This window comes from Streptomyces regalis (genome assembly GCF_001509475.1).
Classification (GTDB): domain Bacteria; phylum Actinomycetota; class Actinomycetes; order Streptomycetales; family Streptomycetaceae; genus Streptomyces; species Streptomyces regalis.
Genome location: NZ_LLZG01000397.1, coordinates 1 through 24,321, shown reverse-complemented (window position 1 = coordinate 24,321; position 24,321 = coordinate 1). Strand labels below are relative to the sequence as shown.

General features: G+C 70.4%; 24 protein-coding genes. 8 read left to right on the top strand and 16 right to left on the bottom strand.

Annotated features, from left to right (window positions below; all coding sequences use genetic code 11):
- Nucleotides 1–71: 71 nt before the first annotated feature.
- Nucleotides 72–539 carry a peptidoglycan-binding domain-containing protein gene (locus ADL12_RS42275; protein WP_062713446.1) on the bottom strand — a complete coding sequence of 156 codons (468 nt, stop codon included), beginning with the start codon at nt 537–539 and terminating at the stop codon, nt 72–74.
- A 319-nt stretch (nt 540–858) separates the two neighbouring features.
- Here ADL12_RS42275 and ADL12_RS42270 point away from each other — a divergent pair, with 319 nt between their 5' ends.
- Genes ADL12_RS42270 through ADL12_RS42260 form a run of 3 tightly spaced genes read left to right on the top strand, consistent with a single transcriptional unit; the run spans nt 859 to nt 3,459 of the window.
- Entirely contained in the window at nt 859–1,689 is an 831-nt protein-coding gene (locus ADL12_RS42270; RefSeq protein WP_062713481.1) for a peptidoglycan-binding protein, read from the top strand.
- Nucleotides 1,686–2,618 carry a helix-turn-helix domain-containing protein gene (locus tag ADL12_RS42265; protein WP_062713445.1) on the top strand — a complete coding sequence of 311 codons (933 nt, stop codon included), beginning with the start codon at nt 1,686–1,688 and terminating at the stop codon, nt 2,616–2,618. The genes ADL12_RS42270 and ADL12_RS42265 overlap by 4 nt, the downstream gene beginning before the upstream one ends.
- 43 nt (nt 2,619–2,661) lie before the next feature.
- Nucleotides 2,662–3,459, top strand: coding sequence for a DUF4253 domain-containing protein (locus ADL12_RS42260; RefSeq protein WP_062713443.1), 798 nt, complete (start codon nt 2,662–2,664; stop codon nt 3,457–3,459).
- Between the two features lie 390 nt (nt 3,460–3,849).
- Here the strand turns inward: ADL12_RS42260 and ADL12_RS42255 are convergent, their stop codons facing one another.
- Nucleotides 3,850–5,058 carry an aminotransferase-like domain-containing protein gene (locus ADL12_RS42255; protein ID WP_062713441.1) on the bottom strand — a complete coding sequence of 403 codons (1,209 nt, stop codon included), beginning with the start codon at nt 5,056–5,058 and terminating at the stop codon, nt 3,850–3,852.
- Nucleotides 5,059–5,425: 367 nt separating this feature from the next.
- On the opposite strand from ADL12_RS42255, the gene ADL12_RS42250 reads away from it, so the two are divergent.
- On the top strand, nt 5,426–5,620 hold the full coding sequence (locus ADL12_RS42250) for a hypothetical protein (protein WP_062713439.1): 195 nt from the start codon (nt 5,426–5,428) through the stop codon (nt 5,618–5,620).
- A gap of 106 nt (nt 5,621–5,726) precedes the next feature.
- Here ADL12_RS42250 and hemB read toward each other — a convergent pair whose 3' ends face one another.
- Nucleotides 5,727–6,725 carry a porphobilinogen synthase gene (hemB, locus tag ADL12_RS42245; protein WP_062713437.1) on the bottom strand — a complete coding sequence of 333 codons (999 nt, stop codon included), beginning with the start codon at nt 6,723–6,725 and terminating at the stop codon, nt 5,727–5,729.
- Between the two features lie 298 nt (nt 6,726–7,023).
- On the opposite strand from hemB, the gene ADL12_RS42240 reads away from it, so the two are divergent.
- Nucleotides 7,024–8,427, top strand: a complete 1,404-nt coding sequence (locus ADL12_RS42240; RefSeq protein ID WP_062713435.1) for an FAD-binding oxidoreductase — start codon at nt 7,024–7,026, stop codon at nt 8,425–8,427.
- Between the two features lie 154 nt (nt 8,428–8,581).
- Here the strand turns inward: ADL12_RS42240 and ADL12_RS42235 are convergent, their stop codons facing one another.
- From ADL12_RS42235 to ADL12_RS54620, 6 genes are all read right to left on the bottom strand, one after another.
- Nucleotides 8,582–10,288, bottom strand: coding sequence for a bifunctional uroporphyrinogen-III C-methyltransferase/uroporphyrinogen-III synthase (locus tag ADL12_RS42235; protein WP_062713433.1), 1,707 nt, complete (start codon nt 10,286–10,288; stop codon nt 8,582–8,584).
- Nucleotides 10,285–11,244 carry a hydroxymethylbilane synthase gene (gene hemC, locus ADL12_RS42230; RefSeq protein WP_062713431.1) on the bottom strand — a complete coding sequence of 320 codons (960 nt, stop codon included), beginning with the start codon at nt 11,242–11,244 and terminating at the stop codon, nt 10,285–10,287. The genes ADL12_RS42235 and hemC overlap by 4 nt, the downstream gene beginning before the upstream one ends.
- Complete coding sequence (locus ADL12_RS42225) at nt 11,241–12,986, bottom strand: glutamyl-tRNA reductase (RefSeq protein WP_062713429.1); 1,746 nt, start codon at nt 12,984–12,986, stop codon at nt 11,241–11,243. The genes hemC and ADL12_RS42225 overlap by 4 nt, the downstream gene beginning before the upstream one ends.
- Nucleotides 12,983–13,753: a redox-sensing transcriptional repressor Rex gene (locus tag ADL12_RS42220; RefSeq protein ID WP_062713427.1), complete on the bottom strand. Its 771-nt coding sequence runs from the start codon at nt 13,751–13,753 to the stop codon at nt 12,983–12,985. Before ADL12_RS42220 ends, ADL12_RS42225 begins: the two co-directional genes overlap by 4 nt.
- A gap of 281 nt (nt 13,754–14,034) precedes the next feature.
- On the bottom strand, nt 14,035–14,322 hold the full coding sequence (locus ADL12_RS42215; RefSeq protein ID WP_062713425.1) for a glutaredoxin family protein: 288 nt from the start codon (nt 14,320–14,322) through the stop codon (nt 14,035–14,037).
- Nucleotides 14,315–14,455 (bottom strand): hypothetical protein, encoded by a 141-nt coding sequence (locus ADL12_RS54620; RefSeq protein ID WP_159053469.1) that lies wholly within the window; start codon nt 14,453–14,455, stop codon nt 14,315–14,317. Before ADL12_RS54620 ends, ADL12_RS42215 begins: the two co-directional genes overlap by 8 nt.
- On the opposite strand from ADL12_RS54620, the gene ADL12_RS42210 reads away from it, so the two are divergent.
- The 3 genes from ADL12_RS42210 to ADL12_RS42200 all read left to right on the top strand — a co-directional run bounded on the left by ADL12_RS42210 (nt 14,454) and on the right by ADL12_RS42200 (nt 18,463).
- On the top strand, nt 14,454–15,374 hold the full coding sequence (locus ADL12_RS42210) for an HAD family hydrolase (protein ID WP_079052578.1): 921 nt from the start codon (nt 14,454–14,456) through the stop codon (nt 15,372–15,374). The two genes, ADL12_RS54620 and ADL12_RS42210, sit on opposite strands and share 2 nt — an antisense overlap.
- 816 nt (nt 15,375–16,190) lie before the next feature.
- Nucleotides 16,191–16,964, top strand: a complete 774-nt coding sequence (locus ADL12_RS42205; RefSeq protein WP_079052576.1) for an ECF subfamily RNA polymerase sigma factor, BldN family — start codon at nt 16,191–16,193, stop codon at nt 16,962–16,964.
- Nucleotides 16,965–17,215: 251 nt separating this feature from the next.
- The gene (locus tag ADL12_RS42200) at nt 17,216–18,463 is read left to right on the top strand and encodes a DUF5667 domain-containing protein (RefSeq protein WP_062713421.1); all 1,248 of its coding nucleotides are present in this window, start codon (nt 17,216–17,218) and stop codon (nt 18,461–18,463) included.
- 230 nt (nt 18,464–18,693) lie between these two features.
- Here the strand turns inward: ADL12_RS42200 and ADL12_RS42195 are convergent, their stop codons facing one another.
- From ADL12_RS42195 to ADL12_RS42170, 7 genes are all read right to left on the bottom strand, one after another.
- Entirely contained in the window at nt 18,694–19,746 is a 1,053-nt protein-coding gene (locus tag ADL12_RS42195; protein ID WP_062713419.1) for a lysophospholipid acyltransferase family protein, read from the bottom strand.
- A 14-nt stretch (nt 19,747–19,760) separates the two neighbouring features.
- Nucleotides 19,761–20,822, bottom strand: a complete 1,062-nt coding sequence (locus ADL12_RS42190) for an NAD-dependent epimerase/dehydratase family protein (RefSeq protein WP_062713418.1) — start codon at nt 20,820–20,822, stop codon at nt 19,761–19,763.
- A 259-nt stretch (nt 20,823–21,081) separates the two neighbouring features.
- The gene (locus tag ADL12_RS51920; protein ID WP_003948845.1) at nt 21,082–21,180 is read right to left on the bottom strand and encodes a 30S ribosomal protein bS22; all 99 of its coding nucleotides are present in this window, start codon (nt 21,178–21,180) and stop codon (nt 21,082–21,084) included.
- Between the two features lie 157 nt (nt 21,181–21,337).
- Complete coding sequence (locus ADL12_RS42185; protein ID WP_004984898.1) at nt 21,338–21,550, bottom strand: helix-turn-helix domain-containing protein; 213 nt, start codon at nt 21,548–21,550, stop codon at nt 21,338–21,340.
- A gap of 129 nt (nt 21,551–21,679) precedes the next feature.
- Nucleotides 21,680–22,495 (bottom strand): phosphatase, encoded by an 816-nt coding sequence (locus tag ADL12_RS42180; protein WP_062713416.1) that lies wholly within the window; start codon nt 22,493–22,495, stop codon nt 21,680–21,682.
- 299 nt (nt 22,496–22,794) lie between these two features.
- Entirely contained in the window at nt 22,795–23,967 is a 1,173-nt protein-coding gene (locus tag ADL12_RS42175) for an acetoin utilization protein AcuC (protein WP_062713413.1), read from the bottom strand.
- Nucleotides 23,918–24,321 (bottom strand): MFS transporter (locus ADL12_RS42170; protein WP_167364472.1); only part of this gene is annotated, 404 nt, incomplete at its 5' end. The genes ADL12_RS42175 and ADL12_RS42170, both read right to left, overlap by 50 nt.

The window sequence follows — 24,321 nt, the reverse complement described above, 5'->3', positions numbered from 1 at the left end:
GAGTGCGGCCCGTCCTTCCCCCCGCTGGAAGGACGGGCCGCGGTCTTCGGTTCACCGGGCGACGGTCCGGCTCAGCAGGGGTAGAAGACGCTCATCTCGTTGGCGAACCGCTTGAAGGCGGCCTTGGTGCCCGATCCGGCGATCCCGTCGATGGCGCCGTTGTAGTCCCAGCCGTGTGCCAGCATGCGCTGGAGCGCCATGATGGTGTTGCGGCCGACGATTCCGTCGATGCTGTCGCGGTAGCGCCAGTACTCCTTGAGCCAGCGCTGCATCGCCTTCCAGCTCTCGGTGCCCAGCAGTCCGTCGATGGCGCCGGTGTAGCGCGCGGGAGCCGTCCTGAGGAAGCACTGGGTGTTCTTGGCCTGCTGGCTGCTCAGGCCGAGGTTGTTCACCGCGAGGACGGAGATGTCCTGGGCGCTCACCGCCGGCTTCGTGGTCTGTGCGGTGTCCGCGAAGGCGGTGCCCGCACCCGCCAGGCTTCCGGCGGCGATTCCGACGGCCGCGGTGACGCTGACGACGGTCCTCGTCAGAGCTCGCATTCTTTCCCCTCCGATGCGTGCGATGGTTGAACCGACCGTGGCGACCGGCTCGGCAACGAGAGTGCGGTGCGGGCGGCGGCACCCGCCACCATTGCCTCGGAAGTGACGTCATCGCGGGACGTCTCATCCGCTGACCTGCATGAACACCGTCCGCCGGGACGTTGCGGCGGGACGCCTGCGGCGGCCGGTGGCCGATTCCGTACCGGTGCGGGAACCGGCTTCCGGTGCGGGCCGTGGATGCTGATGCAGAATGCGACGGGGCTCGGGGGACGCCGACCACGGACTGCGGGCCCGGACCGTGAACGCGAGTGGGGGGAACATGTCGCGTTGGGCAGCGCTGCCTGCGGAACTGGATCCGCGCGTGCGGCAGTTGGTGGTGCGGCTGCGCCGCCTGAAGGATCACAGCGGGCTGAGCCTGCGGCAGCTGGCGGCGAGGACCGGGTACAGCCCGAAGTCCTGGGAACGGTATCTGGGCGGCAGGTCGCTGCCGCCCCGGGAGGCCGTCGAGGCGCTGGCCCGGGTGGTGGGTGAGGATCCGACGCGCTTACTGGCGTTGCACGAGGTCGCCACGGAGGCGTGGGGGAACAGGCGCGCCGACGCGGTCACGGCGGAGGCACCCGCACCGCACGCGGCGACGACAGGACCAGAGATCCTCTCCACCCAGGCCACCGAGGCCACGGCGGCCACGGCGGCCACCGAGACACGGTCGCCCGGCCGGTCGCTGCGCGTCGCACTGGTGTCGGGGGCCGTGGCGCTGGTGCTGGCCGTCTCCACGGCCGTCTTCCTCGTCGTACGGCTGGCCGGCGGCGAGGAGGAACGACCGACGGCTCCCCTCGCCGCGACCGCCGCGTCGGCATCCGTGTCGGCCTCGCGGTCGGCGCCCGCGTACACCTGCCGCCTCGAGCGGATCGACGGCCGCTGGTACGCGGGCAACAGCCGCACTCAGGACGCCATCCTGGCGAACGGCCATGCCGGGCCGGAGGTGGCCGAGGCGCAGTGTCTGCTGCGCAGGGCGGGCATCTCGCCGGGCGGCATCGACGGGATCTTCGGACCGGTGACGGAACGCGCGGTCAAGCAGGTGCAGAAGCGGGCGGGGCTGGTCGTGGACGGCATCGTCGGGCCGCACACCTGGAAGGCCCTACGGGGATGACGGGGCCGTCGCCGGAGCGGACCCGACTGTCCGCCACGCTGCGGGAGTTGAAGGCACGCACCGGCCTGAGCCTGGCCGGCCTCGCGGCGAAGACCGCGTTCAGCAAGTCGTCCTGGGACCGCTATCTCAACGGCAGGACGCTGCCGCCGCGCGACGCGGTGCAGGAGCTGTGCCGCCTCGCCGGCGAGCCGGAGGGGCGCTGTCTGGCCCTGTGGGAGATCGCCGAGTCGGAGGGGAGCGGCCGAGCGACGGAAGGCCCGGCTTCCCCACCTGCGGCCTCCCGCCCGCCTCTGCCACCGCCTCCACCGCCGTCGTCTCCTCCGCCTTCTCCGCCTCCGCTGCCGGAAGAGGCCACGCCTGCCGGTGGCACCGCCGACGACGGCTCCGTCCAGCGCAGTGCGACGGTCGTGGCGGTGCTCGCGTCGGTGTGTGCCGTGGTCGTCGGGGGCGTCGCCGCGGTGGTCCTCCTGTTGCCGCACCAGGACGGCGAGCCGCGTGCGTCGCTGTCGCCGCCCCCGTCCGCGACCGGGCCGCGCTGCCGGGGAGCGGTCTGCGAGGGCCAGAGCCCGATGCAGATGATGTGCGCCGGCGCGCCGGAGACTCTCGCCTCGTACCGGACCGCCACCGGCGCCTGGATGGAACTGCGCTACAGCGAGGAGTGCGGGACGAGTTGGGCCCGGATGTGGGGGACGCGCGTCGGTGACAGGCTCGAGATGTCGGCGTCGGGTCGTACCGGCGACAGCGTCGGTGGTGGCGGTGCCGTCGGTGCCGGTGGCGTCCGCAGCGCCGAGGTCCAGAACGACGTCGACGCGGACTCCTACGTCTACACCCCCATGACCGCGGCTCACCCCGGAACTGTCGTCCGGGCCTGCTTCCGACCGGTGGCGGGCGGCGAGGTGGACTGCTTCGACGCCCGTGTGGCCAAGTGAGGGCGCTGCTCATTGTCAGTGCCGCCGCCTACAGTTCACCGACATGGCGACTCTTCCGAACCCCCTGCCGAGGCTCGCGTCCCTCGGTCTGCAACTCCCGCCCGGCGGGCTGGTCGACGCGACGGACGACGGGCCGTGGCACGAGCCGCTGCTGTGGCTGGCGCACGGCCCGGCGGCTCCCGGCGACTGGGCCGCGCTCCGGCGGACGGCACCGGCCGTCGGTCTGCTCCCGGTCGTCCTGGACGTCGGCGCCGGTCACGGCGGGCCGGAGCTGTGGGAGTTGATGCCCGGAGAGATGTCGTACCCGGGGGATCACGACGCCGAGGAGGTACTGGAGGAGTTCTGGGACGAGTACGCGCAGGAGGACGCGGACTGGCCCGGCCTGGCCGACACCGAGCGCGCCGAAGCCGCCACGGACCCCGAAGACGCAGCCACGGACCCCGAATCGGTCGCCTCCGACGTCGTGGACTCCCTCCTCGACGGCCATGGCCCCTTCAAGGACCCCCGCCTCGCCCTCGTCCCGGCCCGCCGCAGCGCCGACATCCCCACGGCGATCGGCTGGATGGGCCCGGCGAACCACGAGAACGACACCGGCCGTCTGTCCGCGGTGCTCCGCTCCTGGGAGGACCGCTTCGGCATACGGACCGTGGCCCTCGGCTTCGACACCCTGCTGGTGTCCGTCGCCGCACCGCCCACCACCCTCGCCGAGGCGCAGGCTCTGGCCGCCGAGCACTTCGCGTTCTGCCCGGACAACATCTGGCAGGGCAGCGACCCGACGCTCACCGCGTACGCCGAACACCAGCTCCTCAACCAGCCGGCCTGGCACTTCTGGTGGGACTGACGGGGCTGACGGGCCGCGTGGCCCCCAGTCCGGCAGCGTCGTCCCCTGGCCGTTGACGAGGCGGTCGCGTTCGGCGCTGCCGCTCTGGACGTAGACACGCTGGGTGAAGGGCGAGCGCGGGTTGGTCCCGATGTGCCGGCGCTGCAGCGGCCCGCCGTGCGGCACGTGGCCGAGCCGGTGCCGGCGCGCCGCGTCCCGGAACTCGACGCCGGCCGTCAGCGGCACCGGCTCCGGCAGGGCGCCGGTCGCGCCCAAGCCGACGTCCGCGAGATACGGCTGCGGGTCGCCGAGGGCCTCGACGCACATGTGGCCCGCGTCGGCCCACCGCCCCCTCCCAACCGATCCGCCGGAAATACGCGTCGGAGCCGGACCGGTCCTGAATCCTTGGCTCTAGGACCGCAACCCCTTCCGCAGCCGCTTCAGCCCCTCCCCGATCTCCTCCGGCGTCTGCGTCACAAAGCACAGCCGCAGCGTCGACGGGTCGGGCTCACCGGCGTAGAAGGGCGCCCCGGGGACGTACGCCACATCCTGCTGCACCACCTTCGGCAGCAGGGCCGTCGTGTCGTACGACTGCGGCAGGCGAGCCCAGAGGAACATGCCGCCCTCGGGACGGCCCCAGGTGGAGCCCTCCGGGAGGGCCCCGGGCAGGCCCGCCAGCATGGCGTCGCGGCGTTCGCGGTAGACGTCCCTGACGCGGGCCACGTGTGCGTCGAGGCCGGTGAGGTAGCGGGCGGCGGCGAGCTGGTTGACGGTCGGGGTGTGCAGGTCGGCGGCCTGTTTGGCGACCACGCACGCGCGCCGCAGGGCAGCGGGCGCGCGCAGCCAGCCCAGCCGTACGCCCGGCGCCATCACCTTGGAGAAGGAGCCGAGCAGCGCCGTGCGGTCCTCCGCGCCCGGGTACGAGGCGATCCAGGGCACGCGCTCGCCCTCGTAGCGGAGTTCGCCGTACGGGTCGTCCTCGACGATCCACAGCCCGCACCGCGCGGCGACCTCCGCGACGGCCGCCCTGCGCTCGGCGGGCAGGGTTCTGCCGGTCGGGTTCTGGAAGGTGGGCACGGTGTAGAAGAACTTCGGCCGCTCCCGCGCGACGAGCTCCTCCAGCGCCCGCACGTCCACTCCGTGCGCGTCCCCCGGCACGGCGACGACCCGCGCTCCCGCGAAGCCGAAGGCCTGAAGTGCCGCCAGATAACAGGGGTCTTCGACGAGGACCGCGTCACCGGGGTCCAGCAGCGCGGTGGCGAGGAGGGACAGGCCCTGCTGGGAGCCGGTGGTGATGAGCAGGTCGTCGGCGTCGGTCGCCAGGCCGCGTGCCGAGATGCGTGCGGCGAGCCCGGTGCGCAGGATGGGCTCGCCCTCCGTCGTGGCGTACTGCAGCGCCTGCGCCGGCGTCTCGGCGAGTACGTCACGGAAGGCCGCCGCGATGCCCTCCCGGTCGAACAGCTCCGGCGCCGGCAGCCCGCCCGCGAAGTTGATGACCTCGGGGCGGGCCGTGACGGCCAGGATGTCCCGCAGCGGCGAACCGCCCACCGACCGGGCCCGTGCCGCAAGCGGCGGCACGACGGCTCGGGCGTGCTGGAGTGCGGGCTGAATGACGGTCATGACACGGCTCCTTCGGCTGCGAGGACAAGGGTGATGCGTGGTGATCCGTGACGGCTCGTGCCGGGCAGCCTAGAGACTTAGGTGTCGCCTACAACTAGCTTTTCAGAATACGGACTCCACTGCCCTGTAGGCGGGCCGGATGTGCCTCGGTGGTGTCGAGCCTCCTGCTCGGCCTGATGGTGCCCGCGGCCGGATCTCACAGCTCCCGGCGTCCCACGCCGCCCCGTCGGGACGTACCATCCCCGCAGGTCAGCCCCAGTCCCACCACTCAGGCGTCCCGAATTCCCGGCCGAAGGTGGCGGCCGGGAGGGATGATCACGCAGGCTGAGCCCCGACCCCAACCCCACCCACGGAGAGGGCCCACCCCATGTCCGCGTCCGCACCCCCCGCCCGTCGTCCCCGCGCCCGGCTGCTCGCCGCCACCCTGGTGGCGCTCACCGCGCTCACGCTCACCGCGTGCGAGGACGGCCAGGGCCTGCGCGACGAGGGCCCGTCCACCCCGACGAGCCCCACGGCCACGGCTCCCACCACACCGTCGAAGGCACCGTCCGACCAACCGTGACCGATACTTCGGCCCTCGGACTGCGAGCCCCGGCCTTCAAGCCCCAGACTCCAAGCCCCGGCCTTCAAGCCTCGGACCGCGCCCCCCGCCCTCGCTCGTAGGCCCGCTACTGGCGGCCCAGCTTCTGCGCGGCCTCCGTCGCCCAGTAGGTGAGGATGTTGCGCGCACCCGCCCGCTTGATGCCGGTCAGCGTCTCGAAGATCGCCCGGTCCCGCTCGATCCAGCCCTTCTCCGCGGCAGCCTCGACCATCGAGTACTCACCGGAGATCTGATAAGCGGCGACCGGCACGTCCACGGCGTCGGCGACCCGAGCCAGGATGTCGAGGTAGGGCCCGGCCGGCTTGACCATCACCATGTCGGCGCCCTCCTCCAGGTCGAGGGCGAGCTCGCGCAGGGACTCCCGCACATTCGCCGGATCCTGCTGATACGTCTTCCGGTCGCCCTTCAGCGACGAGGCGACGGCCTCCCGGAAGGGCCCGTAGAAGGCGGAGGCGTACTTGGCGGTGTAGGCGAGGATGGCGACGTCCTCCCGCCCGATCTGATCGAGCGCATCGCGAATGACGCCGATCTGCCCGTCCATCATCCCGCTGGGCCCGACGACATGCGCACCCGCGTCGGCCTGGACCTGCGCCATCTCGGCGTACCGCTCAAGGGTGGCGTCGTTGTCGACGCGCCCTTGAGCGTCCAGCACTCCGCAATGCCCGTGGTCGATGGTCTCGTCGAGGCACACGTCGGACATGACGAGCAGCTCGTCCCCCACCTCGGCCCGCACGTCCCGGATGGCGACCTGCAAAATCCCGTCCGGATCGGTACCGGGCGTACCCAGAGCGTCCTTCTTCTCCTCCTCAGGCACCCCGAAGAGCATGATCCCGGAGATGCCGGCCGCCACCGCCTCAGCCGCCGCCTTCTTCAGGCTGTCCCGCGTGTGCTGGACCACGCCCGGCATGGCAGCGATCGGCACCGGCTCACTGATGCCCTCGCGCACGAAAGCCGGGAGGATGAAGTCGGCGGGGTGCAGCCTGGTCTCGGCGACCATGCGCCGCATGACAGGGCTGGTCCGCAGACGCCGCGGCCGCGTGCCGGGGAAGGATCCGTACGTCGTCATGCCACCTACGCTACGCCCGCCCCGGCAGCACCTTTGCCGACGTGACGTCGGCACGGAACCACACCCCGGCGGCCCGCATGCGCACCCCCACCCCCCGGGTTCATCCTGAAAAAAAGCCCCAAAAACCCCGAAAAACCCCACCAAGCCCCGCCAAGCCCCGCCAAGCGCCCAACCAACGCCGAGCCGAACACAAGGACCCTGAACACAAGGACCCCGACGGCCCCGCCCCTCCCCGCCTCGCCGCCGCCGTCCCTCCGTACGGACGCACACCGCACGTACGCACCCCACGGAGGACGCGATGACAGCCACCCACCGCAACACCCCCGACCTCTTCGCCCTCTCCGAGCTCCACGGCCCGGTGCTGCGCCCCGGCGACGACGGCTACGGCGACGAGGTCACCGGCTTCAACCTGGCCGCGTTGCACACGCCCGACGTGGTCGTGGGCGCGACGGGCGCCGACGACATCGTGACGGCCCTGCGCTGGGCGTCGGCCACCGGCACCCCGGTCGCGGTCCAGGCGACGGGCCACGGCGCGAACTTCCCGATCGACCACGGCCTGCTGATCAACACGACCCGCATGACGGACGTACACATCGACCCGGACCAGCGCGTGGCCACCGCCGCGGCGGGCGCGAAGTGGCGCCACGTCCTGGACGCGGCCGCACCGCACGGCCTCGCCGCCCTCAACGGCTCCGCGTCGGACGCCGGCGTGGTCGGCTACACCCTGGGCGGCGGCCTGCCGGTACTCGGCCGGGCCTACGGCTACGCGGCCGACCTGGTGCGCTCCTTCCAGGTCGCCACGCCCGACGGCACACTCCGCCAGTGCGACCCGGACCAAGAGCCCGAACTGTTCTGGGCATTGCGCGGCGGCAAGGGCAACGTAGGCGTGGTCACGTCCTTGACCTTCGAACTGCTCGACCTCCCCGTCGTCCTCGGCGGCGGCATCTACTGCCCCGGCGAGCACGCGGAAGCACTGCTGACCACGTGGGCCGACTGGACACACCAGGTCCCCGACGAAATGTGCAGCGCCTTCAGCCTCCTCCGCCTGCCCCCGATCCCGCAGATCCCCGAGCCCCTGCGCGACGGCTTCTGGGCCCGAGTGGCGGTCGCCTACACAGCCGACCCCACCGAGGGCGAGCGCCTGCTGGCCCCGATCCGCGCGGCCGCCCCGGTGACGGTCGACACGGTGGAGGAGATGCCGTACGCCGAGGTGGACCGCATCCACCTGGAGCCACAGGACCCACTCCCCGCAAGGGAGTCCTGCGCCCTGCTCCGCGACCTCACCCCGGAGGCGATCCGCACGTTCCTCTCCCAGGTGGGCCCAGAGGCCGCCGACTGCCCCCTGTTCCTGGTGGAGATCCGCCACATGGGCGGCGCCCTCTCCCGCCCCGCCCGCCTGGAGGACGCCTTCTGCGCCCGAGACGCCGACTACCTCCTGGAAACGGTGGGCGTCCTGACCGCCCCACCGGCAGCCGAGGCCATAGAACAGGCCACAAAAGCCCTGCACACAGCGATGTCCCCCTACGGCACGGGCTACACCATGGTCAACATCCACGGCACCCCGGGAGACGCCGCCGACCGCGCCCGAGCCTGGACCCCAGAGGTCTACAACCGCCTACGCCAGGACAAGTCGACCTACGACCCCGCCAACCTGCTCCGCTTCGGCCACACGGTGACTGCGTTCAGCCCGTCCGGCGCTTGAGGACGAGGCCCGTTCAGGGCCGAAGCGGGGGTCTGGGCGGCAGCCCCCAGGGACCGGGGTCGAAGGGGCAGAGCCCCTGGAGGATGGGACGGGTAGGGGCGGCGGGGGCGAGAAAACCGACCCGCACCCCACCACCCCACACCGTCACGCAAACCTACGTAGTGGACCGCCGCCGCCGAGCCCCCGGCCGCCGCTCACTCGGCCGAGTAACCGGATCCCCAGCCTCCACCGCAGCAGCCCGCCGCCGCATCCCGAAGTCGGCCAACGCCTCAGCCAACTTGTGCACAGACGGCTCCGGAGCCATCACATCCACCCGAAGCCCATGCTCCTCAGCAGTCTTCGCGGTAGCAGGCCCAATACAGGCGATCACAGTCACGTTGTGCGGCTTACCGGCAATGCCCACCAGATTCCGCACAGTGGACGACGACGTGAAGAGAACGGCATCAAAGCCACCCCCCTTGATCGCCTCCCGCGTCTCGGCCGGCGGCGGCGAAGCCCGCACGGTCCGATAGGCAGTGACGTCATCGACCTCCCAGCCCAGCTCGATGAGCCCAGCCACCAAGGTCTCGGTCGCAATGTCCGCCCGCGGCAGGAACACCCGGTCGATCGGATCAAAAACAGGGTCGTACGGCGGCCAGTCCTCCAGCAGCCCCGCAGCCGACTGCTCCCCACTGGGCACCAGATCCGGCTTCACACCAAAGGCGACCAGCGCCTTCGCGGTCTGCTCCCCCACCGCGGCGACCTTGATCCCGGCAAACGCCCGAGCATCAAGCCCGTACTCCTCGAACTTCTCCCGCACGGCCTTGACCGCGTTGACAGACGTAAACGCAATCCACTCGTACCGCCCGGTCACCAGCCCCTTGACCGCCCGCTCCATCTGCTGAGGCGTCCGCGGCGGCTCGACGGCAATGGTCGGCACCTCATGCGGCACAGCGCCATACGACCGCAGCTGGTCGGAGAGCGAAGCCGCCTGCTCCTTCGTCCGCGGCACGAGCACCCGCCACCCGAAGAGCGGCTTGGACTCGAACCAGGACAACTGCTCACGCTGAGCAGCAGCAGAACGCTCACCGACCACGGCTATCACCGGCCGCCCGCCTTCAGGCGAGGGCAGCACCTTGGCTTGCTTCAGCGTCTGAGCGATGGTCCCGAGCGTCGCGGTCCACGTCCGCTGCCGCGTGGTCGTACCAGCGACCGTCACCGTCATCGGCGTATCGGGCTTGCGCCCCGCGGACACCAGCTCACCGGCGGCAGCACCCACGGCATCGAGCGTCGTGGAAACCACAACCGTCCCGTCCGAGGCGCCCACCTCGGTCCAGCACCGGTCCGAAGCCGTCCGCGCGTCCACGAACCGCACGTCCGCGCCCTGCGCGTCCCGCAACGGCACCCCGGCATACGCCGGCACACCCACGGCCGCGGCCACACCCGGCACGACCTCGAACGGCACACCCGCCGCGGCACACGCCAGCATCTCCTCGGCGGCGTACGCGTCGAGCCCGGGATCCCCGGACACCGCACGCACCACCCGCCTGCCGCTGCGCGCGGCCTCCATGACAAGATGTGCGGCATCCCGCACCGCGGGTAGCGCAGCGGTCGTTGACGCGCCGTCAACAACCGCTAGTTGAGGCGTGCCTGTGCCCGAAACGGCGTCCGATTCAGGACCCGTATCCGTGTGCACTTCGGCGACGCCCGCTCTGGCGTGCTGGCGTACGACGTCGAGCACCTCGTGCTCGGCGACGAGTACGTCCGCGTTCGCCAGCGCCTCGACGGCGCGCAGAGTCAGTAGTCCCGGATCCCCGGGTCCGGCACCGAGGAAGGTGACGTGCCCGTGTTCAAGGCCGGCGGGAAGGGTGGTGGGGCTCACTGTGCTCGCTCCCCCATCAGACCGGCCGCGCCCTGGGCAAGCATCTCGGTAGCGAGTTCGCGACCGAGCGCCAGCGCTTGGTCGTGCGTCTCGGGCACGGGACCGGTGGTGGACAGCTGCACCATCCGCGTGCCGTCGGTCGTGCCGACGACGCCGCGCAGGCGCATTTCCTTGACAATCTGCCCGTCGGCCAACAGGTCGGCCAGCGCGCCCACAGGGGCGGAGCAGCCGGCCTCCAGGGCGGCGAGCAGTGATCGCTCCGCGGTCACGGCGACCCGCGTGAACGGGTCGTCGAGCTCGCCGAGCGCGGCGATCAGGTCCGCGTTGTCCGCGGTGCACTCGATCGCCAGGGCCCCCTGGCCGGGGGCGGGCAAAACAGTGTCGACCGACAGAAAATCAGTCACTTCATCAATCCGGCCGATGCGCTGCAGCCCAGCCGCAGCGAGCACCACCGCATCCAGCTCACCATCGCGCACGAACCGGATCCGTGTATCCACGTTCCCGCGAATCGCAACCGTCTCGATATCCAGCCCATGGCTGCGCGCGTACGCGTTCAGCTGCGCCATCCGGCGCGGCGAACCCGTACCGATGCGCGCCCCGCGCGGCAGGTCGGTGAACTTCAGCGCGTCCCGCGCGACGATCACATCGCGCGGATCCTCCCGCTCGGGAACGGCCGCCAGGACCAGTTCCTCGGGCTGCGCGGTCGGCAGGTCCTTCAGGGAGTGCACCGCGAAGTCGACCTCGCCCTTGAGCAGCGCGTCCCGCAGGGCGGTGACGAACACGCCCGTGCCGCCGATCTGCGCGAGGGCCTCGCGGGAGACATCGCCGTACGTGGTGATCTCGACGAGTTCGACGGGCCGCCCGGTCACCCGGCTCACGGCGTCCGCGACCTGCCCGGACTGGGCCATGGCGAGCTTGCTGCGCCTGGTGCCGAGCCGTAGTGGCTGCTGAGTCATCGTGGGCCTCGGTTCTTCTCGGTGCTGTCCTCGGCGCGCGAGACGGAGGCCACCGTCTCCTGGTCGAGGTCGAACAGGGTCCGCAGCGCGTCCGCGTACCCGGCGCCGCCGGGCTCGGCCGCGAGCTGCTTGACCCGTACGGTCGGGGCGTGCAGCAGCTTGTCGACCACGCGCCGCACGGTCTGCGTGATCTCGCTGCGGTGCTTGTCGTCGAGGCCCGGGAGGCGGCCCTCCAGGCGGGCGATCTCGTTCGCCACGACATCGGCGGCCATGGTGCGCAGCGCGACGACGGTGGGCGTGATGTGCGCGGCCCGCTGCGCCGCCCCGAAGGCCGCGACCTCGTCGGAAACGATACGGCGGACCTGGTCGACGTCGGCCGCCATCGGAGCGTCGGCGGAAGCTTCCGCCAGCGACTCGATGTCGACCAGCCGCACCCCGGCCAGCCGGTGCACGGCGGCGTCGATGTCGCGCGGCATGGCGAGGTCGAGGAGGGCGAGGACCGGCGCGGGGCGGGGCGCCTCGGCGACGGGCTCGGGCTTGCGGCGCTCGGGGATCCGGCCGACGGTGGCCACGGTCGCGGCGAGCGCGGTGATCAGCTCGGCGTCGGCCTCGGGGCTGCGCCGGGCGGCCTCACGCCGGTCGACGGCGCCGCCCGCCGCCCAGGCCGCGTGCTGCTCCAGCGTGGCCGCGTCCATTCCGGCGACGGCGGCCTCCCCCATCACGGAGAAGCCTCCCTGCACGGCGGACAGGTCCAGCGGACAGCCGTCGTCGGTGCCGACACTGGTGGGCGGCAGCGGAGTCTGCCGTGCGTCGCCGCTGTCGGCGCTGGTCCTGGCGGCGGGCGCCTTGGCCGTCGTACGGCCGCTGCCCTCGGCCCCCTCGAAGGCGACCGGCCGCCCGGTACGGCCCTCGACCCCCGCCGCGACCTCCTCGGCCGTGAGGACGAGCCCGGTGGCGCCGGTGCAGGAGACGGCGACGTCGGCACGTGTCAGCTCGACCGGCACCGACTCCATCGGTACCGCGCGGGCCGGCACGTCCGTGCCGTCGGCCGAACTCAGGATCTCAGCGAGCCGCTCGGCCCGGTCGAGGGTCCGGTTGGCGACGACGATCTCGGCGACCCCGGCGCGCGCGAGCGTGGCGGCGGCCAGGGAGGACATCGAGCCGGCGCCGATGACCAGGGCCTTCTTGCCGCGGGCCCAGTCCTCGACGGGCCTGCCGGAGGACAGCTGCTCCAGGCCGAAGGTGACCAGGGACTGTCCGGCGCGGTCGATCCCGGTCTCGGAGTGGGCGCGCTTGCCGACGCGCAGGGCCTGCTGGAACAGGTCGTTCAGCAGCCGCCCGGCGCTGTGCAGCTCCTGCGCCTTGGCGAGGGAGTCCTTGATCTGCCCGAGGATCTGCCCTTCCCCGACGACCATGGAGTCGAGCCCACAGGCCACCGAGAACAGATGATGTACGGCCCGGTCCTCGTAGTGCACGTACAGGTAGGGCGTGAGCTCGTCCAGGCCCACCCCGCTGTGCTGGGCGAGCAGCGTGGACAGCTCGGCCACACCGGCGTGGAACTTGTCCACGTCGGCGTACAGCTCGATGCGGTTGCAGGTGGCGAGCACCGCGGCCTCGGTGGCCGGCTCGGCGGCGACCGTGTCCTGCAGCAGCTTGATCTGGGCGTCCGCACTCAGCGCCGCGCGCTCCAGGACGCTGACCGGGGCGCTGCGGTGGCTCAGCCCGACTACGAGGAGACTCATGCCGGCATCACGGCGGGTACGTCCCCGTCGGGCCCCTGGTCGGCGGATGCGTCGGACTCCTCGCGGGTGACGGCGGCCGGTCCGGCGCCGTCGGCCTGGGCCTCCTCGCCGGCCTTGCGCTGCTCGTGGAAGGCGAGGATCTGCAGCTCGATCGAGAGATCCACCTTGCGTACGTCGACGCCGTCCGGGACGGACAGCACGGTCGGCGCGAAGTTCAGGATGGAGGTGACCCCGGCGGCCACGAGCCGGTCGCAGACCTGCTGGGCGGCACCGGCGGGGGTGGCGATCACACCGATCGAGACCCCGTTGTCGTCGATGATCTTTTCCAGGTCATCGGTGTGCTGCACGGGGATGCCGGCGACGGGCTTTCCGGCCATGGCGGGATCGGCGTCGATGAGGGCCGCGACCCTGAATCCCCGGGAGGCGAACCCGCCGTAGTTGGCGAGCGCGGCGCCGAGGTTACCGATACCGACGATCACAACCGGCCAGTCCTGGGTGAGCCCCAGCTCACGGGAGATCTGGTAGACGAGATACTCGACGTCGTAGCCGACGCCCCTCGTGCCGTACGACCCGAGGTACGAGAAGTCCTTGCGCAGCTTCGCGGAGTTGACTCCCGCAGCGGCCGCGAGCTCCTCGGACGAGACCGTGGGTACCGAGCGCTCGGACAGCGCCGTCAGGGCTCGGAGGTACAGCGGAAGCCGGGCGACGGTGGCCTCGGGAATCCCTCGGCTGCGGGTCGCCGGTCGGTGAGTTCGGCCAGTTGCCACGGTGCTCCTGCGGGTAGAGCGGGGCTGTAGGCGGTCACACGTACCCAGACCGCCCCGTCGACAGCAGGCTATGTCTTTGTGAACGCGTGCACAAAGATGGTGTCCGATTTGCCCGCCCAACGTGACCGGGCTCACGCACGCCCGGCGCACTGGTCTGGAACCGGCGCATTCACACCACCGTTCCTCTGCTCCTGGGGGCAAAACCGCACACTCTCCTCAACGATCCCCGCCCCCGAGACCAAGTCGCCGTCGATCCTAAGCGACTTCCCGGACCAGTTGGACTACTCGGTCAGTGCTTTGCGGAGGCGATTTTCGTCCACGCGCCAGAAGGTGTGCTGGGCGCCGTCGATGAGGACGACAGGGATCTGTTCCCAGTACTGGTCATGGAGTTGGGGGTCCTGGGTGATGTCCTTCAGCTCCCACGGAACCCCCACCTCGGCACACACCTTCCCGACGACGATCTGTGCGTCATCACACAGATGACAGTCGGGCTTTCCGATGAGGGTGACGAGCCGATCCTGGGGGGACTTGGCCGCACTGCGCCGAAAGAGGGGACTCATGTCAGCCATTCTCGCGCGCCGACGCTCCGAAGCTGAACGCGAGCGCCACCACGCCCTTTAACTGCGCGGTCGCGGAGAGTTCACAACCTTCAAACCTCTCGACTCCGGAAGCACCGAACAAACTGGCTATGCTCACGGTCATGGCCGCTCTTGGATGGCTCACTCCCCGTAGGCGCTCCGCCACGGCGCGGAGCGTGTTGGCTGGCGAAGCCTCGGCAGAGGCAGCGCGCAAGTCGTCGCAGGAAGCGACGGAGGTCTCCGACCTCGAACCGGAGTTCCCGGTACTCGGCGACGAGAAGGCCGCGGCCTTCTTCGACCTGGACAACACCGTGATGCAAGGCGCCGCCCTCTTCCACTTCGGGCGGGGCCTGTACAAGCGGAAGTTCTTCGAGACACGCGACCTGGCCAAGTTCGCCTGGCAGCAGGCGTGGTTCCGGCTGGCGGGGGTCGAGGACCCGGAACACATGCAGGAGGCCCGCGACTCGGCACTGTCGATCGTGAAGGGCCACCGCGTCGCCGAGCTCCAGTCGATCGGCGAGGAGATCTACGACGAGTACATGGCCGAGCGCATCTGGCCGGGCACACGCGCCCTTGCTCAGGCCCACCTGGACGCAGGCCAGAAGGTATGGCTGGTGACGGCGGCCCCCGTGGAGATCGCCCAGGTGATCGCCCGCCGCCTCGGCCTGACGGGCGCCCTGGGCACGGTGGCGGAGTCGGTCGACGGCGTCTACACGGGCAAGCTGGTGGGCGAACCCCTCCACGGCCCGGCAAAGGCGGAGGCAGTCCGCGCGCTGGCCGCGGCGGAGGGCCTGGATCTCTCCCGCTGCGCGGCATACAGCGACTCCCACAACGACATCCCGATGCTCTCCCTCGTCGGCCACCCCTACGCCATCAACCCCGACACCAAGCTCCGCAAACACGCCCGCCGCCTGGACTGGCGCCTACGCGACTACCGCACCGGCCGAAAGGCAGCGAAGGTCGGCATCCCGGCGGCCGCGGGCGTCGGGGCGGTGGCCGGCGGAACAGCTGCGGCGATCGCGCTGCACAGGCGCCGACGGTAGCGAACGGGTTGCCTCCGGCGGTTGAGCGCGCCGTTGACGGGGATGCTTGCGGCGGCCTGTCGCGGCTGGGCGGTAAGTACGTGCGGCGGGCCTGTCGCCGTTGGCGGGGACGCTTACGGCAGCCTGTCGTGGCTGGGTGGGGAGTACTGCGTGCGGCGGGCCTCTGCGGGTGCCGCGCCGGGGGGTGCCCGTCCTCGGTCCGGCGGTCGGGGTCGGCCAGCTGTGCGTTGACGCCGGCCGCTGCGGGCGGCTGCGGCGCCGCGGGGCTACGCCGCCACCGACACTGGTCCACGCCATCAGGCCCGTCGGGCAATTGAGCAGGACGGGGCCCTGCGGGCAGCCCATTCGGCGAACGGCCACTCTCGATGCCGGTCCGTGCATCTCAGCCCGTCCGGCGTTTGAGGACGAGGCCCGTTCAGGGCCGAAGCGGGGGTCTGGGGGCGCAGCCCCCAGGGATGGGACGGGTAGGGGCGGCGGGGGCGAGAACCGCTCGCGGGCCACGCCCGGCCGAACAGCCAATCCGCACCCCATACCCCCACACCCCCCTGTCCAGTCCCCTTGGCTGCACACGGCCACAACACGCCCCGGAGTAAGCCGGAACACGGACGACTTCGATCAACAATCGGTCACCCTGAGGCACTTGACCGGGCGCCAATCGGTTACAGAAGAGACGCAATCGGTGATTTGAGCAACTGGGCGTAGCAGTGCCTGCACGAAGCGTTATTCTCCTCAGACGCAAACCGGTACCCCTCCGTCGCTACGACGGGTGAACGGTCCCGCACTGCACGTGATGGAAGCTCTGCCTCTGGGAGTCCCGTGTACCCACACGTCGGGGTTGACGCCTCGGGCCTGGCTACGCTGCGCGCAACGGTCAAAGACCTGTTGCGCGGCTTCGTCCCCACCGCGTACGCCGTCCCCGCCCTCGCCGTAACCACCGCGCCCGTAGGCCCGTGCTACGCGCTCGCCGACGGCAGCGCCGCCGTGAGCAGACGGGGGCGCTCGGCCGGCGCGGCAACTGCTCGGCGACCTGCCGCGGACAGCGACAGCGCCCGCATGATGGATCTCGTCGAACGCGCACAGGCCGGCGAGGCCGACGCGTTCGGCCGGCTCTACGACCAGTACAGCGACACCGTTTACCGCTACATCTACTACCGAGTCGGAGGGAAGGCCACCGCCGAGGACCTCACCAGCGAGACCTTCCTGCGGGCCCTCCGACGGATCGGCACCTTCACCTGGCAGGGCCGGGACTTCGGCGCCTGGCTCGTCACCATCGCCCGCAACCTCGTCGCCGACCACTTCAAGTCCAGCCGGTTCCGGCTGGAGGTGACCACCGGTGAGATGCTCGACGCCAACGAGGTCGAGCGCTCCCCCGAGGACTCCGTCCTCGAGTCGCTCTCCAACGCCGCCCTGCTCGACGCCGTACGACGCCTCAACCCGCAGCAGCAGGAGTGCGTCACTCTCCGTTTCCTCCAGGGCCTCTCCGTCGCCGAGACCGCCCGTGTCATGGGCAAGAACGAGGGCGCGATCAAGACCCTCCAGTACCGGGCCGTCCGCACCCTCGCCCGGCTGCTCCCGGACGACGTCCGCTGAACGCGTCACCCCTACCGGAGCAGCACTCTCCGCAACTCTCAACTCACCATCGGTGACAGTCTGTTGACTTCGCGGTCCGTTCATCCGCCGTCCGTAACCCAAGTGCCGCGCCGCTCGTTGTGCGGGATGCAGGCTCCCTGTGGTCACTCCCTGGCCGACTTCGATCACTCGATCGTGTGGTTTTGGTCAGTGCGTGCAACCCTCAGGACCCCCTGGGGAGTCGACCGTCATCACGAGAGGAGGTGCCGCCAGTGATCGCGAACGTATCGGCGCACCGGCGGGCGAACGCCTTCGCCCAGGCCCTGGAGGAGCTGACCGACCGGGGCTCGGCGGCCGAGCAGGCCGAGCAGCCCGATGGATCGGCACCGGCATCGGCTGCTGCGGAACAGACCGAGCAAGGGCGCCTGTTGGCCGTCACCACGAGCCTCGACGAGCTGCCCAAGCCCGTACTCGACCCCGAGGTCAAGGTCGTTCAGCGGGCCCAGCTCGTCGCCGCGATGGAGGCCATGCTGCAGGAGGGCACGGCGGGGGGCGAGGCGGAACCCGCCGTACCCGGGCAGCGCTCGAATCGGGCACCGGGCGCCCACCGGGCGTCTCCGCTGGGGAAGTTGCGGCCGCGTTCGCGGCTGACCAAAGGCCTGGCCGCGGGCGGGCTCAGCGTCGGTGTCGCCGCGGGAGCCTTCGGTGGAGTGGCGGCGGCGAGTTCCGACGCCCTGCCCGGTGACTCCCTCTATCCCCTCAAGCGCGGCATCGAGGACTTCAAGCTCAATGTCATGGCCGACGGCGAGGACGAGCGCGGGCGAACGTATCTCGACCAGGCCTCCACCCGGCTGAGCGAGGCCCGTCGCCTGATGGAGCGCGATCGCGGCGGCCGGCTCGACCACGAGTCGCTCGGCGAGATCCGCCGCGCCCTGTCCGGCATGCGCCACGACGCCTCGGAGGGGCACCGCCTGCTCCGTGAGGCCTACGAGCGCGACCCGGGCTCCCTGGGACCCATCCAGGCCCTCTCCGCCTTCTCGCGCTCCCACCGCGAAGTCTGGGGCCACCTCCGCGAGCGGCTTCCCCTCCAGCTCGGGGACGTCAGTGACCAGGTGTCGTCGGTGTTCGACGCCATAGACGAAGAGGTCGCCCCGCTGGAGTCCCTCCTCCCGCCGACTCCGGCGCAGGACGGCGACGGCAAGCGGCGGGGCGATTCCGGATCGGCGTCCACCGGTACATCCGGCTCCGACCGATCGGCCCACCCCGGCGCCGGGGGCAGCGGCTCCTCCGACGGCAACCGGTCCAGCCACCCCAGCAATTCGGCCGAGAGCTCCGGCAGCGAGAGCGAGGGCCTGCTCGGCGGAAACACCGGCGGTCTGCTCGACCCCCCGAAGGACACCGGCAGCACCGGCACCTCACCATCCACATCAACCCCGAGCACCGAGCCCGCCGTCACCCTGCCCCCACTCCTCCCCGGCCTGCTCCCAGGCCTGGGCATCGAGGGCGAGGACGCGAACTAGCGCCCACAGCACAGCGAGTCGTACGGCCACGGGGGCGCCCCTCACACAAGGGGCGCCCCCGTCGTCGTACCGACGCTTCCCCCGTCAGAAGAAGACAGACCGCCGCTGCACCAGCAACTTGACCCCTCCTGTCTGCTGCCCTGGCACTGCTCCGCAGGCTTCGGACAGCTGCGCCGGACTCCGTCCGGCGGCTCCAAGCGTCCGGCGACAGGATGTCGCTGAAGTCGGCGTCAGAAGAACACCGACCGTCGCTGCACCAACAACTTGTACAGCGTGTGCTGGATCTGCTCCCTCACCTGGTCGGTCAGGTTGAACATCAGCATCGGATCCTCGGCGGCCTCCGGCGGATAGCCGTCCGTCGGGATCGGCTCGCCGAACTGGATCGTCCACTTGGTCGGGAGAGGGATCGCGCCCAGCGGGCCCAGCCACGGGAAGGTCGGCGTCAGCGGGAAGTACGGGAAGCCGAGGAGGCGCGCCAGGGTCTTGGCGTTGCCGATCATCGGGTAGATCTCCTCCGCGCCGACGATCGAACACGGGATGATCGGGGTGCCCTTGCGCAGCGCCGTGGAGACGAAGCCGCCGCGGCCGAAGCGCTGGAGCTTGTAGCGCTCGCTGAAGGGCTTGCCGATGCCCTTGAAACCCTCCGGCATCACACCGACCAGCTCGCCCTGGCCCAGCAGCCGCTCGGCGTCCTCGGCACAGGCCAGGGTGTGGCCGAGCTTGCGGGCGAGTTCGTTGACCACGGGCAGCATGAAGACCAGGTCGGCCGCGAGAAGGCGGAGGTGCCGGCCCGCCGGGTGGTGGTCGTGCACGGCGACCTGCATCATCAGGCCGTCCAGCGGCAGCGTCCCGGAGTGGTTCGCGACGATCAGCGCGCCACCCTCGGAGGGGATGTTCTCGACCCCCTTCACCTCGACCCGGAAGTAGTTCTCGTACACCGGGCGCAGCAGGGACATCAGGACCTGGTCGGTGAGCTCCTCGTCGTACCCGAAGTCGTCGACGTCGTAGTCCCCGGTGAGGCGGCGGCGCAGGAAGGCCAGGCCGCTCGCGATGCGCCGCTCCAGGCCACCGTCGTGCTGGGGCTTCTGGGGCGGCTGTTCCTCACGTGTCACAGGAACATCATCCTGCGCGAAGGACCGTCCGGGGAGGGGCTGGACCTCGCGTACCAGCGCGGATTCACCACTCTTGCGCCGGCTCCCCGTGGCCCGGCGCCGCTGCGGCCGCTGCACGGCGCTCCCACGGGACCGGTCGTCGTCGAACGGAATGACCTTGGCGTCCGCCATCGTTGATGCGCTCCTCAGTTGGCGCTCTGAGTCGGGGGGTGGCCGCCGCCCAGTACGGGCAGCGCGGCGATCCGGTCGACGGCCCCCGCAAGGGCCTCCGGCGGCAGGAGTCCGGGACCGCGGCTCTTCGCGAAGTCCGCGAACGTCTCCGCCGTCGTGTACTTCGGCTTGAATCCCAGCGTCTCTCGCATCTGGTCCGTCGACACCACCCGGCCGTGGGTGAGCAGCCGGATCTGCTCGGGCGAGAAGTCCGACATGCCCAGCGTACGCACCAGGGAGCCCGCCCAGGTGACCGCGGGGAGCAGGAGCGGCACGGTGGGGCGGCCCAGGCGCCGGGAGCACTGCGAGAGGAGCAGAACGCCGTCGCCGGCGATGTTGAAGGTACCGCTGTTGAGCGTGCCCCGCTCCGGCTCGTGCGAGCCGATGCGCAGCACCTCGATCACGTCGTCCTCGTGCACGAACTGCAGCCGCGGGTCGTACCCGAAGACGGTCGGCAGCACAGGCAGCGAGAAGTACGAGGCGAGGGGGGTGTCGGCGCTCGGCCCGAGGATGTTGGCGAACCGCAGCACACACACGGCGACATCCGGCCGCCGCCGCGCGAAGCCCCGCACATAGCCCTCGACCTCCACCGCGTCCTTGGCGAAGCCGCCGCTGGGCAGGGACTTGGGCGGGGTGGTCTCGGTGAACACGGCCGGATCGCGCGGCGCGGAGCCGTAGACATTCGTACTGGACTTGACCACGAGCCGCTTGACGTTGGGGGACTTCTGGCAGGCGCCGAGCAGCTGCATCGTCCCGATGACGTTGGTCTCCTTGACCGTGGTCCGGCTGCCGCTGCCGAGCGCGGTTCCGGTCACGTCCATGTGTACGACGGTGTCGGCGCCGCTCTCGGCCAGCACCCGCGCGATGGTGGGCTGCCGGATGTCGGCCTGGATGAAGTCGGCACCGCCCAGATGATGCTCGGGCGGAACCGCGTCCACGGCGACCACCCGGTCCACCTGTGGGTCACGCTGGATCCGTCGTACGAACCGACCCCCCAGTTGACGGGCCACTCCGGTGACGAGCACGACCTTGCCCAAGATCAGCGCCTTCCTTCCAGCACTCGTACCCTGCCGAGTTCCCCGTGTGCGGCCAACTTAGCGGGTCGATGTTGCGCTGTGATGACCGCCCAATGCATGAAGTGACGAGAATTCCATGCGTACGACCGGACGGCCCAGGCCTCTGTCCAGTCATACGCACAGTGTTCGACCCTTCGCGCAACGACCCCGATACGCGTGTGGCCCCCCACCGGATGTGGTGGGGGGCCACAAAGCACGCCACTTTCGCGGCGTGCAGCGCTTACTTCTTGTTGCGACGCTGAACGCGCGTGCGCTTGAGCAGCTTGCGGTGCTTCTTCTTGGCCATCCGCTTGCGCCGCTTCTTGATAACAGAGCCCACGACTACCCTCGCTCACTTCTCATCACTCGGTGTTTGGGCGCCATGGGCCCACACGACCTACGAGGGGCTAGCCTACCCGCCCGAGCGCTGAGGTCGTAATCGAGGGGACTCGGGGGAATCCTGAACAGCCCTGAGGATCCCCCCTCGCCCACTGCCGTCAGGCGGTTTCCACCCCCACATAACTCTCGCGGAGGTATTCGTGAACCGCTTGCTCCGGGACACGGAACGACCGCCCGACCCGGATCGCGGGCAGATGACCACTGTGCACCAGGCGGTACACGGTCATCTTCGACACTCGCATCACCGAGGCGACTTCCGCCACGGTAAGGAACTGAACCTCGTTCAGAGGCCTCTCGCCAGCTGCAGCCATGACACACCTGAACCTTCCGCACTCGACGGCCACCGGCTTCCCCTTCCGGTGACTCTTCGTCGCTGCGTGCTCACTCCCCAATGTAGGGGCGGGTGATGCGAGTGGGGAAGAGGTGCACCCATCAACGGCCTACTGTGACAGACACGCTCGATTGAGTACGTAGCGGGTAAGCGGCCGGTAGCAATCAGACCGCACACCGTCATCAACCGGAACGACGACGGACACAACCCCCTCCGCCTCCCCCACAAAGAGCGCGGGGTCATTCGTATCGGCAAGACCAATGGCCTCAAACCCCAGCTGACCTGCCCCGCAGACCCAACCGTGGTCCCCGATCACCAGCTCCGGCAACGGCCCGCCGGCCTCCGCCGCGGCAGCCAGCACGGTACGAACCGGGAGCGGCGAATGCGTGTGTGCGCCGGTCTCACGCCCGGTGCTCGGAACGCCGGCTTCCCGCACCAACGCGACTCCTCGTACGTAGTCAAGGTTGTACGTGCGTAGGCCGAACCGGGTCGTTATGTCGACACAGCGACCATGCGCGGGGGTGAGGACGGCACACCCCGCCGCCGACAACGCGTCCGCCAAGGCGGCGTAGAAACCGAGCAGCCGATGCGGATGCCCGGTACCGAGCAGCACAGGCTCGCTGCGCTGGGCGGCAGCAGCGACCCGGTTGGCGAAGGCATCCAGAGCGGTCAAAGTCAGCTCTGGATCGATCACATCCCGGCCGGAGACACACCCTGGATCGGCCGAAACCCCACACTTCTCCGCCATCAACTCGATCAAATCCCGCTGCCGCCAAGTCCCTTCCGGATCGAGCCCGATGAGCACACGAGGATCACGAGCAGCAAAAAGCCGATAACTCCTCAGGCTCTCCTCCCGAGAGGTGGCCACACTCCCGGCAAGCCGAGCGGCCAGAAGATGGGCGCGAAGGGCTCTGCTACTCAACACGAGAGCGATGGTGACGGACGGGAGGCCACGGAGGCGTGGGAACGGGAAAACACCGCACAGTTGGGCTAATGAGACCGGAGCCCGGGCTTCGTCTGAGCAGCACGGGTCCAAGGACGAGCGTCGCAACGCCGGTCCGTGCTCTCAGCCCGTCCGGCGTTTGAGGACGAGGCCCGTTCAGGGCCGAAGCGGGGGTCTGGGGGCCGCAGGCCCCCAGGAGCCGGGGTCGAAGGGGCAGAGCCCCTTCAGGATGGGACGGGTAGGGGCGGCGGGGGCGAGAAAACTCCCGGCCCGCACCCCGCCTACGCCAACATCCCCCGCAACGGAAACACCGCCTTACGAGTAGCCAGCACCGCCTGATCCAGCCGATCCGCAGGGTCGTACCCCGCCTCCCAACCGGCCCACGACACAGGCCACCGCCCATCAGTCATCCGCGCCGGCCCCAACTGCCGAGTCCGCGCAAAAACTTCCTGCCGCCACCCCTCAGGAATCACCGCCTCGGGCTCAATCGCCCGCCCCGCAGCAATCCCCACCAAATGCGTCCACGACCGCGGCACAACCTCCACCACGGCGTACCCGCCCCCACCCAGGGCGACCCACTTCCCATCGGCGTACTCATGCGCCAGATCATGACAAGCCACCTGCACAGCCCGCTGCGCATCCAGCGAAACGGCAAGATGCGCCAGCGGATCCTCGAAGTGCGTATCGGCCCCATGCTGCGTCACCAACACCTGCGGCCGGAAGTCAGCAATCACCTCCGGCACCACGGCATGGAACGCCCGCAACCACCCCGCGTCCCCGGTCCCGGCCGGCAACGCCACATTCACAGCCGTCCCCTCCGCGGACCCGGCCCCGGTCTCCTCCGGCCACCCGGTCTGCGGGAACAACGTACGCGGATGCTCGTGCAGCGAAACCGTCAGCACCCGCGGGTCTTCCCAGAACGCCGCCTGCACCCCGTCCCCGTGATGCACATCGACATCGATGTACGCGACCCGCTCGGCCCCCAGCTCCAGCAGCCGCGCAATGGCCAGTGAGGCGTCGTTGTAGATACAGAACCCCGACGCGCCCCCCGGCATCGCATGGTGCAGCCCACCCGCGAAGTTCACCGCATGCAGCGCCTCCCCCCGCCACACGGCCTCCGCAGCCCCCACCGACTGCCCCGCGATGAGCGCAGAGACCTCGTGCATCCCCAGGAACGCAGGATCATCCAGCGTCCCAATCCCATACGACTGATCAGCCGCCCCCGGATCCACCGAGGCCGCCTTCACGGCCTCGATGTAGTCCTGCCTGTGGACCAGGCGCAACGTCGACTCCCCGGCCGGCTGCGCCGCAACGACGTCCACGTCCTTGTCCAGCCCGAAGGCATCGACGAGTCTCCTGGTCAGGGCGAGCCGGACCGGGTCCATCGGATGGTCCCGGCCGAAGTCATAGCCCGTTACTGCCTCGTCCCACATCAGCTGTGCGCGGCCGCTCATGCCCGTCACCGTATCGGTCCGGTTGAGCGGCGAACGACCGGGCGTACACAAGCGTCACCAGCACCAACACCATCGGCACAAGCATGGCCCCGCGATAGTTCCAGGCATCACCCAGCGCACCCACCAAGGGCGAACCGATCAAAAACCCCACGTAATTGAACACATTGAGCCGCGCAATGGCCGCATCCGAGGCCCCCGGCCCGTACTTCTCAGAAGCAAGCCGCCCGGCCGCCCCGAACGTCTGCGGCACCAGCACACACAACCCCAGCCCGAGCAGCGTGAACCCCACCATCCCGACCCACGCCCCCGGCGCCCCCCCGACCCACAACGCAACCCAAGGCGCTACGCGAACCC

Bases quoted from the DNA above. Each gene is read 5' to 3' on its own strand.
- ADL12_RS42275 (WP_062713446.1), bottom strand. From the start codon at position 539: ATGCGAGCTCTGACGAGGACCGTCGTCAGCGTCACCGCGGCCGTCGGA.
- ADL12_RS42270 (WP_062713481.1), top strand. From the start codon at position 859: ATGTCGCGTTGGGCAGCGCTGCCTGCGGAACTGGATCCGCGCGTGCGG.
- ADL12_RS42265 (WP_062713445.1), top strand. From the start codon at position 1,686: ATGACGGGGCCGTCGCCGGAGCGGACCCGACTGTCCGCCACGCTGCGG.
- ADL12_RS42260 (WP_062713443.1), top strand. From the start codon at position 2,662: ATGGCGACTCTTCCGAACCCCCTGCCGAGGCTCGCGTCCCTCGGTCTG.
- ADL12_RS42255 (WP_062713441.1), bottom strand. From the start codon at position 5,058: ATGACCGTCATTCAGCCCGCACTCCAGCACGCCCGAGCCGTCGTGCCG.
- ADL12_RS42250 (WP_062713439.1), top strand. From the start codon at position 5,426: ATGTCCGCGTCCGCACCCCCCGCCCGTCGTCCCCGCGCCCGGCTGCTC.
- hemB (WP_062713437.1), bottom strand. From the start codon at position 6,725: ATGACGACGTACGGATCCTTCCCCGGCACGCGGCCGCGGCGTCTGCGG.
- ADL12_RS42240 (WP_062713435.1), top strand. From the start codon at position 7,024: ATGACAGCCACCCACCGCAACACCCCCGACCTCTTCGCCCTCTCCGAG.
- hemC (WP_062713431.1), bottom strand. From the start codon at position 11,244: ATGACTCAGCAGCCACTACGGCTCGGCACCAGGCGCAGCAAGCTCGCC.
- ADL12_RS42225 (WP_062713429.1), bottom strand. From the start codon at position 12,986: ATGAGTCTCCTCGTAGTCGGGCTGAGCCACCGCAGCGCCCCGGTCAGC.
- ADL12_RS42215 (WP_062713425.1), bottom strand. From the start codon at position 14,322: ATGGCTGACATGAGTCCCCTCTTTCGGCGCAGTGCGGCCAAGTCCCCC.
- ADL12_RS42210 (WP_079052578.1), top strand. From the start codon at position 14,454: ATGGCCGCTCTTGGATGGCTCACTCCCCGTAGGCGCTCCGCCACGGCG.
- ADL12_RS54620 (WP_159053469.1), bottom strand. From the start codon at position 14,455: ATGACCGTGAGCATAGCCAGTTTGTTCGGTGCTTCCGGAGTCGAGAGG.
- ADL12_RS42195 (WP_062713419.1), bottom strand. From the start codon at position 19,746: ATGGCGGACGCCAAGGTCATTCCGTTCGACGACGACCGGTCCCGTGGG.
- ADL12_RS42185 (WP_004984898.1), bottom strand. From the start codon at position 21,550: ATGGCTGCAGCTGGCGAGAGGCCTCTGAACGAGGTTCAGTTCCTTACC.
- ADL12_RS42175 (WP_062713413.1), bottom strand. From the start codon at position 23,967: ATGAGCGGCCGCGCACAGCTGATGTGGGACGAGGCAGTAACGGGCTAT.